The 15,689-nt window shown below is 53.3% G+C and carries 11 protein-coding genes; 1 reads left to right on the top strand and 10 read right to left on the bottom strand.

Annotation, left to right across the window (positions count from 1 at the left end):
• Positions 1–115 precede the first annotated feature (115 nt).
• A complete protein-coding gene (locus tag BN3795_RS08225; protein WP_068784226.1) occupies positions 116–3,706 on the top strand; it encodes an S-layer homology domain-containing protein in 3,591 nt (1,196 codons plus the stop codon).
• A gap of 256 nt (positions 3,707–3,962) precedes the next feature.
• Here BN3795_RS08225 and gtfA read toward each other — a convergent pair whose 3' ends face one another.
• The 10 genes from gtfA to BN3795_RS08175 form a co-directional block, all read right to left on the bottom strand.
• Positions 3,963–5,432, bottom strand: coding sequence for a sucrose phosphorylase (gtfA, locus tag BN3795_RS08220; RefSeq protein WP_068784225.1), 1,470 nt, complete (start codon positions 5,430–5,432; stop codon positions 3,963–3,965).
• Between the two features lie 12 nt (positions 5,433–5,444).
• Complete coding sequence (locus tag BN3795_RS08215; protein ID WP_068784224.1) at positions 5,445–6,401, bottom strand: carbohydrate kinase family protein; 957 nt, start codon at positions 6,399–6,401, stop codon at positions 5,445–5,447.
• 82 nt (positions 6,402–6,483) lie between these two features.
• A complete protein-coding gene (locus BN3795_RS08210) occupies positions 6,484–7,332 on the bottom strand; it encodes an AraC family transcriptional regulator (RefSeq protein WP_068784223.1) in 849 nt (282 codons plus the stop codon).
• A gap of 120 nt (positions 7,333–7,452) precedes the next feature.
• Positions 7,453–8,580: a sialidase family protein gene (locus BN3795_RS08205; protein WP_068784222.1), complete on the bottom strand. Its 1,128-nt coding sequence runs from the start codon at positions 8,578–8,580 to the stop codon at positions 7,453–7,455.
• A 72-nt stretch (positions 8,581–8,652) separates the two neighbouring features.
• A complete protein-coding gene (locus BN3795_RS08200; RefSeq protein WP_198524679.1) occupies positions 8,653–9,525 on the bottom strand; it encodes a carbohydrate ABC transporter permease in 873 nt (290 codons plus the stop codon).
• 15 nt (positions 9,526–9,540) lie between these two features.
• Entirely contained in the window at positions 9,541–10,500 is a 960-nt protein-coding gene (locus tag BN3795_RS08195) for an ABC transporter permease (RefSeq protein WP_198524678.1), read from the bottom strand.
• 89 nt (positions 10,501–10,589) lie between these two features.
• Positions 10,590–12,164, bottom strand: a complete 1,575-nt coding sequence (locus BN3795_RS08190) for an extracellular solute-binding protein (protein ID WP_068784219.1) — start codon at positions 12,162–12,164, stop codon at positions 10,590–10,592.
• A 184-nt stretch (positions 12,165–12,348) separates the two neighbouring features.
• Complete coding sequence (gene dapA / locus BN3795_RS08185) at positions 12,349–13,239, bottom strand: 4-hydroxy-tetrahydrodipicolinate synthase (RefSeq protein WP_110945082.1); 891 nt, start codon at positions 13,237–13,239, stop codon at positions 12,349–12,351.
• A 22-nt stretch (positions 13,240–13,261) separates the two neighbouring features.
• Complete coding sequence (gene pdxA, locus BN3795_RS08180; protein ID WP_068784218.1) at positions 13,262–14,281, bottom strand: 4-hydroxythreonine-4-phosphate dehydrogenase PdxA; 1,020 nt, start codon at positions 14,279–14,281, stop codon at positions 13,262–13,264.
• Positions 14,278–15,642, bottom strand: a complete 1,365-nt coding sequence (locus tag BN3795_RS08175) for a four-carbon acid sugar kinase family protein (protein WP_068784217.1) — start codon at positions 15,640–15,642, stop codon at positions 14,278–14,280. Before BN3795_RS08175 ends, pdxA begins: the two co-directional genes overlap by 4 nt.
• Between the last annotated feature and the right edge of the window lie 47 nt (positions 15,643–15,689).

Genomic DNA, 15,689 nt, shown 5'->3' with positions numbered 1-15,689 from the left:
TTTAATGAGGAGTCTTGTTAACCTTGTCGCAGCGGATGATTAAAAGAAAAGGGGAGGATCAACTCAAATTAGAATTCATTGAAAGCTGAATACAACTCTGAAAGGAACGATTAGAATGAAAAGCTATGATATGAATTTGCGGAAAATTGGGATTATGTTTCTGATTTTTACTTTTGTCTTCACGGGATGGGGGGTAGGTTTCGGAACTCCGGCCAGCTATGCTGCGGATGATGAAGTTGCCGTCTACGTCGCCAGTAAGGGTGATGACACCGCAGGTGATGGAACCCGGGAGAATCCTTATGCTACATTGCAAACGGCCTATAAGCAGGTACCCGATGGGGGAACGGGAACCATATATGTCATAGACAATATCACATTGACAAGTGTTGGAACGAGCGATGTAGGTGTTCCACTAGATGGGGCCAAGCATATTACAATCGCTACTGCCCCTGATGTCAAAGAACCCGTGGTGATTAAGCGTGCCAATCCAACCGGTTACATGAAAGTACTATTTCAACTAAATAATAAGAGCCAGCTAACATTAAGAAATATTATCATTGACGGCAACCTCGAAGTAAAAGAGGTCGACGGAAGATTATTTAATGTCTACACGGGATCAAAACTTATCATTGATGAAGGTGCTATTTTACAAAACAGCTATTCCAAACATGTAGGAAGTGTGATATTTATCAATCACACCGGTTCTGCTGTGGAAATGAAAAGTGGGAAAATTAGAGACAATAATAGCTCGAAAGTTCCAGGTGCGGCGGTCGTGCTTTATGATGGAGCATTTATTATGACCGGAGGCCTTATCACGGACAATATTGGCGGAGGAGTTCAGCCCAGCGGTGGTGCAGTCTACCTTTCGGGTGAAGCACGGATCACGGGAAATACATCTGCCGGAAAAGCATTAAACGTGAACCTGGCAAACAATAAAAATCTTATTCTAAACGGTGTGTTTACTGGAGAAGCAGGGATTACCACGCAGAAAATGGAACCCGGGGTGCTGTTTGGAAAAGTAGAAGAGGCCGGTATGGGTAGTATTGAGAATTTGATTGCTGACTCCGGCTCTATTCTTGCAAGTTATGATGCAAATAAGAATTTGGTATGGCGTTTATTCAAGAATGAATTGAACCAACCGAGTACCGATGGTGAGATTACAGGGACACGTCCGACCCTGAAAGGAATAACAGAACCTCATGCAACAGTAACGATAAAGATCGTTAGTGCAACAGACCCGTCTATCGTTATTACTGAAGAGGTAACCGCTGACGAGAACGGGAACTGGAATTTTCCAGTTGATGAGGCCCTGAATATCGGTCCATATAACATCGATGTTATAGCCAATAAAAATAAAACACAGTCGGAGACTGTGACTAAACAGTTTGTAGTCGTAGACAAATCACAATTGCAGGCGAAAGTAACGGAAATCAATCATGAAGGGCTAAAAGCCGAGGACTGGACCAGCGAGAGCTGGTTAGAGTTACAAGAAGCGTTAGAGGCAGCCCAAGAAGTGCTGAAAAAGGAAGACGCAACCCAAGCAGAAGTGGATGCGGCTTACTTGGCGCTGAATTCGGCTAGAACAGCACTGGAAGAAGTCGCAGCCCCAGCCGTAAATAAATCCGAGCTGCGAGCGGAAGTAGAACTGTCGAAAGGCTTGATCGAGGCGGACTATACGGAAGCGAGCTGGGCCGCGTATCAGGAGAAGCTGACGGCAGCCCAAGAAGTGCTGGAAAAGGAAGACGCAACCCAAGCAGAAGTGGACGCGGCCTACGTGGCGCTGAATTCGGCTAGAACAGCACTGGAAGAAGTCGCAGTGCCAGCCGTAAATAAATCCGAGCTGCGAGCGGAAGTAGAACTGTCGAAAGGCTTGATCGAGACGGACTATACGGAAGCGAGCTGGGCCGCGTATCAGGAGAAGTTGACGGCAGCCCAAGAAGTGTTGGAAAAGGAAGACGCTACCCAAGCGGAAGTGGACGCAGCCCTGGAAGCGTTGGAGAACGCCAGAAAAGACTTGGCGCCCAAGTCTGGATCGGTAATCATCGCACCGTCTACGGGCGAGCTGCAGAGGAGTGTCACCGATGACGTTTACACCCTGACCGTCAACAATAGTATCAGTGAAATTTCGTTTACGGTCACAACAGCAAGCTCGGATGTAACGATCACGATCAATGGCAAGCCCGTCAAGAGCGGATCCGCCAGTGATCCGATTCCTTTGCTAGTAGGAACCAATGAAATCATGATCAAGGTGGTAGGTAAAGACGGGAACACGAAGACCTACACCATTCACGTGACGCGGGGGTCCGCGTCTGGAGGCGGCAGTGATAGCTCGAATACGGGCGGTAGCGGAAGCTCGAATACAGGCAGCCCAGGCCAGCCGTCTAACACAGAGACAATCGCAGTAGAGGTTGAAGCAAAAGGGCAAGGCGTAGTCGCCAAGACCGAAATCGTGCGGACAACCAACTCTGACAGTACTAAGAGCGACAAGGTAACCTTAAAGGCGAGCATAGCGGCAGAATCCGTAAAGAAAACACTGGAGATGGATGCTTCTGCCGTACGCATCATCATTCCGGACAACAAGGACGAAGTGAAGGACGTGCGTGTTGATTTGCCGCTGGATGCGTTGAAAATTGTGCAAGAATCGGGTCTCGATCTGGAGATCTATACCGATAACGGGATGATCGCGATTCCGAACGGTTCGCTGATCGGCTTGAACGAGAATCTCTACTTCTACTTGATACCGATCAAGCAGGAGAACGAACGCAAGCAGGTCGAAGAGCGGGCGAAACAGCAGCAAATCGTACGGGAAGTGTTGCAAGACGGAAACTTGTACGTGGTGGATCGTCCATTTACGATTGAGACGAACATGTTAAGCCGTTCGGTATACATCACATTGCCAATGGACAGCAGCCATGTGCCGACAGACGCGGATAAGCGGAAGGCATTTCTCGCGAATCTGGCCATCTTCATTGAGCATAGCGACGGCGAACGGAAACTGGTAACGCCGGAGATCGGCGACTATGCGGAAGGGAAACTAGGTCTGAGCTTCAGCATTGAGAAATTCAGTACGTTCACGATTCTGAACCTGAATAAGGAAGCAGACGGGCTGCATCAGGCTTACATCGTCGGCTATGCGGATGGTACGTTCAAACCGGCTGATTCTCTGTCTCGTGCACAAGTAGCAACGATTCTGTACCGTTTACTGGGTCAACAAACGAACGGTGAATCTGGGGTTTACCCGGATGTGCCGGAGCATCACTGGGCACGGGAATCGATTGAATTTGTAACAAATGTAGGACTCATGACGGGGATGCCAGACGGCAGCTTCCATCCGGACAAAGCGATCACAAGAGCGGAATTAGCCACGATCATTGCGCGTTGGAAAGGATTGGCAGGCGAAGCGAGCCATCCTTTCAAGGATGTCGCCGGACATTGGGCGGAGGAGCAGATTGCGCAGGTGTTTGAAGCGAATTATGTGGAAGGCATGCCGGATGGCAGTTTCCAACCAAGCAAATCGTTGACGCGTGCAGAGGCTGTAGTCGTGTTCAACCGGGTGTTGGAGAGAGGACCGCTGTACGGCAATGAAGAGCCGACTTGGCCGGATGTGCCGAGGGGCCATTGGGCGTTCCAAGCTATTGAGGAAGCGTCTCAGGACCATTATTACAAACTTCGGCTGGAAGGCGGAGAAACATCCTGGAGTAAATAAACAGAAATACAGAGACAAATTCAGCAAATGGCGATGCAGGGGGAGTTCCCTCGCATCGCTGTTTTTATGTGAAGAGGAGTGAGCGCGGGGATGCTTGTTGAGGACGATTGTCTGTCCGCCCTCAATGAAGCTCCAGTGGACATTGAGCTGATAGGTATCATGCTGGGCGATGCCGATTCATCGGGACTGGGTGCGGCGATAGAAGAAAAGCAGGGCCCCCATTTCAGAGGCCCTGCTTTTCCTCGCCTGTGTCACTCTACACCTCGTACTGCACCTTCATCCCTTCCGCATCCAAATAATCAATGATCGTCCGGTTCGTGTTCAGGTCAATATGCAGCGTGCAGCGCAGCTCCCCCTTGGTCCACTCCAGCCGGACCTCATGACGGGCCGATTCCAGTACGCGGAAATCACCGTTAAAGGCGTCGTATTCGTTGCGGAACCGGATCAGCGCGAGCAGACGCCAGACCGTGCTTTTGCCAAGCGCCTGCTCAATCTCGTCCATACTGAAGTTATGACGGTTGATCTCCCGCCCTTCTCCGGTACGGCGCACCCCTTCTTCATCGTTCTCTCCGGCCAACAGTCCGACGTAATAGACCTGCGGGATGCCCGGAGTGAAGAACTGGATGGCGCGGGCCGCCAGATAAGCGTCATCGTCACGGTTCAGCACGGAATAGTAGGAGCAGCGGATCTGGTGCACATCGAACCCGTCCGCATCCTTATGCTCGTCAGAGACGATCAGGCTTAGATTGGCGCCGCGCTCCAGACAAGTATCGACCAGCCTGCGCGCTTCTTGCGTATCGATCAATCCGTCGAGGTCGGGCTTGACCGGGACGCCGTCATGGCAATCCAGCATCGTGAACTGCTTTGCGGGACGCGTGGTCAGGTACTCCTTCAGCGCGTCCGCATTTTTGTTGATGAGCGTATCGAGGATGCGATACGGCAGGATGAAATCATAAATCCAGAAGCCGTGCTCCGCCAGCTTATATTGAATGCTGTAGTGGGCATGAACCTCCGGCAGCAGCTCGATCTCCAGCGAATCGGCCAGCTCCTTGATCCAGTCCAAGAAGTCGTAAATTTCCGGCTCGACGAAGAAGCAGCTCGTCCCCAGCTTCTTGATGATGTAACCTACGGCATCCAGCCGTACAATCTTGACGCTGTTGTTGCGGAAGTTCTCGAAGATCTCGGTCAACAGACGTTTGACCTGATCCGAATGAACGTCGAGGTCAATCTGCTCCGAAGGATCGGTTTTGCCGAACGTGGTCCACACCTTCTCCTCTTCCCCGGTCTCTTCGATCGTGAACGTGGAATACGGCAAAGGACGGCGAAGAAACATTTTATCGATGTCGGCTTGAACGGGTTGCCCGTCCGGCCAGATTTTATCGAGCGTCAGGAATAAATCCGCGTACGGGGAGCGTCTTCCCTGTTTGAGGAAATCCTGAAAATACGCCGACTGCCGGGAAATATGATTGACCATCACATCCAGCAGCACATCATGCTTTACCCCGATTGCCTTAATGTCTTCCCAGGAACCGAAGGCAGGCTCAATCTCAAAATAAGTAAGCGGAGCGAATCCCCGGTCTCCCGAAGAAGGGAAGGGAGGAAGGATGTGAACGCCGCCCTTGAAGATGTCCGAAAAATGCTCATTCAGCACACGGTTTAAAGATTGTAGGCTCCCGCCCAGCGAGTCGGGATAAGTAATCAGCTGTACTTGGTTGCGAACGGCCATTTGCTTGCCCTCCTAGATTTGGTACTTCATTTTGAAAGTTTCCAGCGCCGGCAGTTCCACGACTGCTCCGGTATATTGGAGCTTGTACGCGCTGACCGCCAGCCCGAATTTCAGTGCTTGGAGAATCGGGTATCCCTTGACGAGCGCCGCGTAGAAGCCGGACCAGAAAGCATCTCCCGCCCCCGTCGTGTCCGTCACCTGCGTAGCCAATGTAGGGAACTTCACGGTTTCCTGCCCGTTGGAGACGAGCGCGCCGTCCTTGCCCAAGGTGAGAATGACCAGCTTCACGCCCAGGTCCAGAAACTTCCGGATCTGATTCTCCGGAGTGTCCTTCCCGAACAGCCGCTCGGCATCGTCTTCCGACGGCTTGGCGATGTCAACAAGGGGAAGGATCGACTGAATATACTGCACCCCGTCTTCGCCTTCCGTCCATAGCGCCGGATGGTAGTTGGGATCGAAGCAGACGAGACCCCCGTTCCGGCGGGCGTCCCGAATCATGAGCTCCACCGCGGCTCTTGACGGCTGCCGGGATAATGGCCAGCAGGAGAAATGGACGATTTTCGTCCGAAGCAGGGCGGTATGCAGTTCCTCGGTGTAGGTGAGCCGGTAATCGGCGCCCCGGTAGAAGATCGGGATCGGTGTGGATTGGCTCTTGGTCACGACCACCAGGCTGGTTGCCGCATTCACGTGCTGGACGCAGCTTGTATCCATTCCGGCTCTTCTTAAATGCTCCGCCAGAAATTGCCCAAGCCCGTCCGTCCCCACTGCGCAAGCCACAAGCGGCCGGATGCCCAGCCGCTTCGTATTCATCGCGATGTTGGCCGGCGAACCCCCGAAATATCGGCTGTAGCGGCTGTTGTCAAAGGCATCGCCGTAATCCTCCGAGATCATATCCACCAGCAATTCCCCGACCGTTAATAGATCCAGGTCTTTCTCTTCAAACGCGATGCTTCGCTCGAACTCAAACATGGGAATTCCCCCCTTCCTTTTCAGTTATTCTGTACTGGCGGCCGGAGTCTAAACAGGAGAATACATATTTATCGGCGAGGGGTCAGCGCCCCTGATTATGTTTCTTGTAGAACATGGGAGAAGTACCCGTTACATTTTTAAACAGCTTGGAGAAATACAGGGAATCCGAAATGCCGACGGAAGCCGAAATCTCCTGAATGTTGAGGTCAGTCTCCTGCAGCAGCACCTTGGCGTTCTGAATGCGGATTTTGCTGATATACTCCGGAATGGACATTCCGGTGATCCGTTTGAAGTGCCGGGATAGGTAGGAGCGGCTGTAGTTGACGTGCTTGCACAGCATATCGACATCAAGATGCATGTAATAATTTTGCTCGATAAAAAGCACAGCCTGCTGGACCACACTCTCCGAGCCCGTCCGCAGGCCGGCTTCGCCATAATGTTTCGCTCCCTGTTCCACCAGGTGAAAAATATGCAGCAAGTAGCTGATGCACAGCAATTGCCCGTCCTTTGCTTCCGGGAGCTCCTGGATCAGCAGCAGCATTTTATTAATGATGGTATGCGTCGTTATGCCAGACAGGCAGCAGTGATTGATATCCAGCCCCATCAGGCTCAGATAGTACGGGATCGGCTGGCCGTTGAAGGAGACCCACATGATTTCCCACGGATCTTCCGGGTCGGCATAGTAAAAATGCTTCTCCCTGGGGATCAGAATGAACATATCCCCGGGGTTCAGCATTTTATTGACATGATCGCCCTGGGTTAGATAACCTTTGCCGCTGAGGACGAACACCATCTTGTAGTTCTCAAGCACGCGCGGGCCTACGACATGGTCTTTGCCGCACTTCCGGTGGCCCGCCCAAGTAATGTAAGGGGACTGATCCATTTGTGTTTTTGTCGGTGAGTGAAAATGCTGTACGATGTGATCTTCCATCTCTGTCCACCTCAAAAAGTCGCCGTAAATTAAAGTGATCTCACTGTACCGCACCGCTTTTTCTTTGTCAATTGAGCCGAGATAGCCCCCAAGGGGCTGAACCGGTCGGTCCGTCCTCGGTTATTCTCCGCCGATCACCCACTGCTCCGTAAAGGAGACGAACTTCATCGTGCGGCGGTTGCCGAAGGAATAAGCCGCGTGCAGAGTTCCGTCCGCAGCCTGCATGATGCAGGGGTACTCGTAACGGCGGTTGCGGATTAAGTTCTTGTGGCCGCTGAAGCCTTCACCGGTCTCCACGTGGCGGCGGTACGGCCACGTTCTGCCTTCATCCTCCGAAATGGCCACCGTGACCGGGCAGCGTTCAAACGGCCACACGGTAATATCCGGCTTGTCGTTGAAGCGCAAATCATTGTAGATGATGGCGAGTCTGCCGCTGGCAAGCTGGATCGCGGAAATGCTGGAGTTGTTATTCGGCAGTTCGGTCCGCACCGGTTCCGTCCAGGTCTCGCCGTTGTCGTCCGACTTCGCATAGTAGATATTGTCCGCCGCCCGGCTGCGGAAGAGTCCGATCAGCTTCCCGGGCGCCGTCTCGATCACGTTGCAATGCACGCGGCCGCGGCTGCCGGGAACCTCAACGCTGCGCCACGTGGCGCCTTCATCGTCGGAGATGTTCATGACCGTGATATCGCTGCCGTTGCGGGTGTCGTCATTGAAGCAGATCCAGTTCTCAAAGATCCATCTTCCGCTGGAGAGAATCTGGATTTTCTGGCGGCAGAACGAGCCTTCCCGCGGGAACATGACTTCCGCCTGACCCCAGGTATATCCGTTGTCCTTGGATACCTTGCGGTAAATCTTGGAGGTATACTGCAGATTGAACTCCGGCGGTTCGGTAGCCGTACGGGCCCGCTGGGCCGTGTACATGACCCACAGCTCGCCGTTCGGATGAAGGAACAGCGACGGGGTTTGCTCGCTGAAGCCGTTATCGTCGGAAATTCGCACCGCGGGCGTCCAGGCGTCGGATCCGGCATTCAGGCGGGACATCACGATGCTGACATCCGAGTTGCCTTCGTCCGAGCCGGCAAACCAGACGCAGAGCAAATCGCCGTTAGGCAGCTCCTGCAGGTCACAGGCATGGCTTGTTTCGAAATCGCAGGGGAGAAGGGATTCCACCAGTCCGAGGCGGCGGTTGAAATACAGCTTTCCGTCCTCCGTCAGGTCATTTAATTCGATCATCGGATGGTTTAACATAACGCGCTCCTTTTGTTTGAAGAATAGGGGAATAGGGGAATCACCGATCGGCTTCCGGGAGGCAAGACCTGCTTACTTCACGGAACCGATCAGAATTCCTTTCTGGAAGTACTTCTGCACGAACGGATAGATCAGTACGATCGGCACCATCGCGACGAAGATCGCGGCGGCCTTCAGGTTGCCGGGATTCAGCATAATGCCGTCCTGGATAATCGTGCGGAATGCCGTATTGGAATCGCCCGAACTGATGACCAGCCTTTTCAGCATAACCTGGATCGTCTGCAAGTCGGGATTTTGCAAATAAATGACCGGCATCAGGTATTGGTTCCAGATAAACACGGCGTAGAAGACGCCGATGGTGGCCAGGATCGGTTTGGATACGGCAAGATAGACGCGGCTCATAATCTGGAAATCGTTGGCGCCGTCGATTTTGGCCGCTTCCTCCAGTTCAGGAGGCAGACCGTCCAGGAAGGTCTTGGTAATGATCAGAAACTGCACATTGATCGCGTTGGGAATGATCATGACCAGCCAGTTGTCCACGAAGCCCAGCTTATTCAGGACGACGTAAGCCGGAATAATTCCCGCTTCGAACACCCAGGTAAATACGAACAAGCTCATGATCAGAAAACGGCCTTTAATCTGCTTGCGGGACAGCACATAAGCCGTCATATACGTCAGCAGAAGCGCAACAACCGTGCCGACCGCCGTATAAATGCCCGAATTCAGCAGCCCCTTGAAAATCCCGAGACTCGGATTCGTCATGATATACTGATAGGCCTCCAGGTTCGGGTTCTTCGGAAAGAACACAACGTCCCCTGCGGCGATGCTTCTTCCGTCACTGATAGATAAGAAGAATATATACAGGAAAGGGTACGTGCAGACAAGAGCGATCAATAACAGAAATAGATTGTTGCAGATGTCAAACAGACTGATCTTCGTTCTCATCATCCTACTCCTTTCTCAGAATAGTCGCGTATCGGAATATTTAGTGGACAGCTTGTTGGTGCCGACAACCAGAATGTAAGCGACAACGGACTTCAGCAGATTGACTGCCGTGCCGTAGCTGTATTCCGGGAATCCCGTGCTGGCGAAAGCCAGGCGGTACACATAAGTCTGAATGACGTCGGCCGTCTCATAGACGCTTTGATTGTACATGAGCAAAATCCGGTCCAGATCGACCGTAAAAATGTTGCCGACGCTGATAATCAGCATGATGGCAATCGTCGGCTTAAGGGAAGGCAGCGTGATGTGAAGCATTTGCTGAAAGCGGCTGGCGCCGTCCAGCGAAGCCGATTCATAGACCGAAGGGTCAATAGCCGCCATTGCGGCAATATACACGATGGCCGAATAGCCGAAGGTCTGCCAGACTTGAAGCAATACATAGTTGGTGCGGAACCATCCCGGTTCGGCCATGAAATAGATCGTATCCAGGCCAAAGCGGTTCAGAATATCGTTCACAAGGCCGGTCGAAGGCGAGAGCAGCGTGTACAGAATGCTGACCATGACGGCCGAAGAAATAAAGTAAGGCAAGAAACTCAGCGATTGCACGCTTCCTTTGATCCAGCGGACCCGTACCTCGTTCAGCAGCAGGGCGAACAGAATCGGAATGGGAAACGTGAATAAAAGGGAATAGAAGGCGAGAATGACCGTGTTTTTGACGAGGGTCCAAATATAAGGGTCCTCAAAGATCCGTTGAAAATGTTCCAGACCGACAAAGGGACTGCCCGTCACCCCGCGGAAGGCGCTGAAATCTTGAAAAGCGATAATCATGCCGCCCAGCGGAGCCAGTTTGAACAAGACGAGGCTGATCAAACCGGGCAACAGCATGAGCAGCAGCAGCTTGTTCGTATTCATATAGGCGAGAAAACGGCGCATCCTTGTTTTCTGGGGAAGCTTCGTCATTCTTTCGCTTGTTATCACTTTCTCCACCACCATTTTTATCTGTTTTTGTACCCTGTATTTAGGAGCCGCGCCGTCCTGCGAGAGGATGGCGCGGTTGGTGTTGCTGTTTATTTGTACATGGCGTCGTAAGCTTGCTGCTGGATCGCAACGATATCCTTGTATCCTGCCGCTTCCATCTCACTCAGGAAGGCGTCCCATTCGCTCATCGGGCGTTTGCCGGTAACGAATTGCGTTACGCCGGAGGACACCGCCTCGTTGACTTTGGCGGAAAGGTCAGCCAATTGCTTGGCTTGATCTGCCGTGTAGGTTACCTGTACGCCGGTTTTCAAGTTAACGTCGTTGAACAATTCGTGTGCAGCCTTACGTACAAGATCGGTATTCCAAGAGTAGAACGCATCGTTATCAATCGGCTTGACGAAAGTGAGACGGTCGTTGAGGAAGGACCAGCGCGGTTCACCGGCAGGTGTTGCTTCCTGCTCCGAGAAGTTTACGAGGTACTGCTTCTCTCCGCGCACTTCTTCATAACTTTCGCCTTCAACGCCCCACGATACGAGCGTTTGGCCTTCGTCGGAATAGAGATAATCCAGGAATTTGATAATCGTTTCCGCTTTGTCTTCACTGTCTTTGTTAACAACCATTGCTCTCAAGATATTGTATTGAGTTTCCGTCGTCTGTACGGAAGGGTTGCCGTTCAGGTCTTTCAGATAAGGCAAGATGGCAATGCTATAATCCGGATCGTTCTCCGGTCCGCCATTGTCCAGGAACCAGGATGGACGGGTCAGGTAGTCATAGCTGATGGTTCCTTGTCCCGTCAGCATTTTCGATTCCCAGCTTTCCTCTGTGCCGGAACCCGCTACCCATTCGGGATCGATCAAACCTTCCTCATACAGGGTCTTGTACCATTCGACCATTTTCTTGTAGCCTTCGGAATACAGGTCCGTACCCGTCTTGCCGTTACCGTAGATCCCTTTGGATACGCCGTCATCGTAGTTGGCGGCCGCATTGAACGCGCTCTGGAAGCGGATGTAGCCTTCACGGCCGACCATCGGATAGTAGTTCTTGTCGTCCTTGCCGTAATGCGCTTTCAACTTGCGCATAACCTCGGTCAGCTCATCAATCGTCTGCGGCACTGCGGTGATGCCGGCCTTCTCGAAATGATCGGCGCGGTAGAAGATAAAGTCCGCAAACCGCGGAGCTTCGGATACCAGTCCGAAGATTTGTCCTTGTTCATTGGTAATCAGCTTCTTATAAGTCGGGTTCTCTTCGATATAGCGTTTGATATTTGGCCCGAATTTATCGATGTAAGGAGCCAGATCGACGAACGCGCCTTGAGCGCCGTAGACGGTAGCCTGCGAAACGGAGACGATGCCCGAATCAGGGAAAGTGCGGCTAATGATTTTTTGGTCGACGGAAGCGTAGTATTCATCGTCGTTGGAGCCGCCGGGAACGAATTCAACGGTCGTGCCGGTCGCTTCTTCCACGTACGGGTACCATTTGTCTTCGTGCAGCCAGTTAATAAATTTATCATGCATCAAATAAGAAAAACTGCTGGCGCTTCCTTCCGCGTTCCCCTTTCCGCCGTTCGATGTGTTCGTGTTGGCGTTGGACGAGCATCCGGCCAGCACGGCCCCTGCGGTAAGTAAAGCGGCAAGGGCTAAGTTAAACGCTTTCTTTTTTCTCAAGATGTGTTCCCCCTCTTTCAAGTAATTTGAGATTTTGAATGTTCTCTATGACTAGTATCTCACGCGCCAAGTAGAATATTAATGCAAAAATAGCTATAACTCATGGAAAATTGCGCAGGAAATCTTTTTTGTGCTACTTATTTTTAAAATGAGTTGCAATTTGCAATATTTTAGGCGATAAAATTTACAACAACCCTTTTTTGGTGTAAGCGGCTACCATCCGTCGAACCTCCTCCAGCGCCTGAGGGGTTAACGGAGCCACGGGCCGCCGGGCCGGACCGGCTGACAGGCCGATTTCGTCCAGCACCGCCTTCAGCACGGAAGGCAACGTGCCCAGGGAGAAGGCGGCCCGCAGATCGCGGAGGACGCGTTGTCCTTGCTCTGCCTGCTCATACTCGCCGCGGCGCCAATGTTCATAGATCGCCACTACAGCAGCCGGGAAGACATTGGCGGTCGCCGCAATCGCCCCTGTGCCGCCCGCCATGAGCGTGGACAGGATGAGCGAATCCGTTCCGGCCAGCACGGAGAAGGATTCCGGCGTACGGTCGATCAGCTGCAAAATGTGATCGAAGCTGCCGCTGCTGTCCTTGATGCCGACCACATTCGGCAACTCCGCCAGCTTGGCCACCGTCTGCACGCTGAGCGTGTTGCCGGTACGGGCCGGAATGGTGTACAACACGATGGGCAGCGCCGTCTCTCCGGCCACGGCTTCAAAGTGGTACTGCAGCTCCGCCTGCGTGTAGGTCAGAAAGTAAGGCGTAATTACGGAAAGCGCGTCTGCTCCCGCTTGTTCCAGTCTTTGCGCAAGGCGGCGGGTCTCACCTGTTCCGGCACAGCCCGCTCCGGCATATACAGGCACACGGCCGCGCGCTTCATCGATAACGATCTGCGCGACCTCCAGCTTTTCTTCAAACGAAAGATTGTAAAATTCACCGTTGGTCCCCAGACAAAAAAGTCCATGCACGCCCGCGTCGATATACCGGTTCACCATTCCTCGCAGCGCTTGCTCGTCGATTTCCTCCCGCTGATTCAGCGGAGTGACCATAGCAGGGATAATCCCCTTCACTTCCAGCATTGTCCTCATCCTTCCTGTGATTTCAACTCAACCCATCTTCAATCGTCGGCTTCGGTGCCAGCTCAACCGCAGAGCGGATCGCTTCCAGCAGGCTTCGCTCATCCGCAAGGCCGGTTCCGGCAATATCAAAAGCCGTGCCGTGATCCACGGAAGTACGGATGATGCCTCCCTTCAGCCCCACGGTGATGTTGACGCCGGCCTCAATGCCGAGGACTTTGACCGGCGTGTGCCCTTGATCATGATAGCAGGCAACGACAATATCGAAATCTCCCCGCATGGCTCGATAGAACAAGGTGTCTGCCGGAGCCGGGCCGTAAACATTCAACCCTTCCGCCTGCGCTTTCTCTACGGCCGGAAGCAGCTTCTCCTCTTCTTCCCCGTAGCCGAACAAGCCGTTCTCTCCCGCATGGGGATTGATGCCGCACAGGGCGATTCGCGGGTTCGCGTTCCCCGCGGTTCGCAGCACTTGATCCGCGAGTTTGAGGACCTCGTACGTCCGCTTTGGCGTAATCATCTCTACCGCTTTCAGCAAGCCCACATGAGTGGTCAAGTGAATCACCTTAAGGCGATCCGTGGATAACATCATTGAGAAATCTTCCGTGTCCGTCAGCTTCGCCAATATTTCAGTGTGCCCGGGATAGAGATGCCCTCCCTTATGCAACGCTTCCTTATTCAGCGGAGCGGTGCAGATGGCTCCGACTTCACCGGCTTTAGCGAGCTCAACGGCCTTGGCGATATAATGGAATGCCGCATTCCCCGCGGCCGCGGACAGCTGCCCGAAAGGCACGGCTTCCGGAAGCAGCTTCAGATCGATACAATCGATGACGCCGTGCCGGAACTCAGCCTCCGACACTTGCTCGATGGAGCGAATGTCGATTTCCTTCCGACCGGAGACGGCGGCGGCTCGCTTCAAAATTCCAGTATCCCCGATCACAACCGGTCGGCATACTTCATAAACAGGAGGGTGCGCTAACGCCTTCACAATAATCTCGGGACCAATACCGGCTGCATCCCCCATCGTAATGGCAATAATCGGTTTCATGGTGTCACACCTTTCTGGAGTGCATTCACGGAGCGGACCAGAACCTGATCGCTTCCGAAAGCCCCTGCTTTCGTAATAATATATCTTCCGGGTTTACCCGGCGTCCGTCCGAGCGGAACCCCGTTCTCCACCTCGTCAATGAGCGTGATCTCCACATCCCTTAAATGACGGCAGACCTGCTTCGCAGTATCGCCGCCGGTCAGCACCATATGGCGGATTCCGCATTCGGTGATAATATCGGCAGCCAGCCGCCCAAGCTCCGCGCTGATGCGCTCGCCCACTTCCGTAGCGGTCAGCCCGCTGTCCAGCCCAAGCTTGCGGACCCGTTCGACTTCGTCCGGATCGCCCGAAGTGTAGAGCGCCACATGTTTTCCCTCCCGGGAGATGACCTTGATGGCGAGATCCCGAACTCGGCCCAACTCCACCCCGGACGAGCCGGGAAAAAGCAGCTTATCCGAGTTAACGGCGATCGCATAGACGTTTTCTTCTTTCACCAGTTCCGTGAGTTGGCGGCGCGACCACGGGTTCACACTGCCAACAACTACAATCACACAATTCTGATCGTAATACACGGTATTGTCGATGTGTATGGCTTCGTTCCGCACGGACTCCTCCAGGGCAACCCCCGCCTGGTCCGAGGCTTCGTTCATGCTGCGCATCATTTGTGCCGTCAAGGCACCGGCCAAACCCGCAGACCCGGCCCAAACGACCTTCGGACGTCCCGGTCCTTCGGGGAACAACGAAGCGATCAAGCTCAGGTCTTCTTCCCGTTCCGCATCAAACACCAGATAGGGAATGCCGGACTGGCGATAGCCGGCAATCCGTTCATCCAGCCGAGTCCGCTCTCCTCTGAGCCATTCCAGCGAAATCAGGGCGTAAGGATAACGGCTTTGCCGCTCAAGAATGGCGGAGAACGCCGATTCGGTTGCGGGATGCTTGGGATCATACGCCATCTCGGTCTCGTGCAGCGGCCTCCCGTTGACGTACATCATTCCGTTTGTCAGCGTGCGCCCGGCTCTCGGAAAAGAAGGGGCAATGACAATAAAATCAGGTTGCAGAGTTTCATAAACGGCGTCCAGCTCGCTGCCAATATTCCCGCGAAGGGTGGAATCGAACTTTTTGTAGATAACCGGAGAGGAGCCCTCTCCACCACGCCCCAGAAACAGGCACACATCTTTCACTTTCTGATAGGCCTCCAGGGGAGGAAGAGAGCGACTGTCGGTATCAAACACCACGGCCTCCCGCTTCCCGCCGCCTGTCTTCAGTTCGAGCAGTACGGAAGTGGCCAGGCCCTGCCGGGCCATCTGCACTCCCGTATCGTTCGCCCCGGTCAAATCATCCGCGATGACGGCAATGTTCATTTTCTATCCCCTCCATACAACAGCAATCACTACCGTACGGCTGAACA

The organism is Paenibacillus phocaeensis (genome assembly GCF_900021165.1).
In the GTDB taxonomy this organism is placed as follows: domain Bacteria; phylum Bacillota; class Bacilli; order Paenibacillales; family Paenibacillaceae; genus Fontibacillus; species Fontibacillus phocaensis.
The sequence above is the reverse complement of the archived record's forward strand: the minus strand, read 5'-3'. Positions and strand labels throughout refer to the sequence as shown.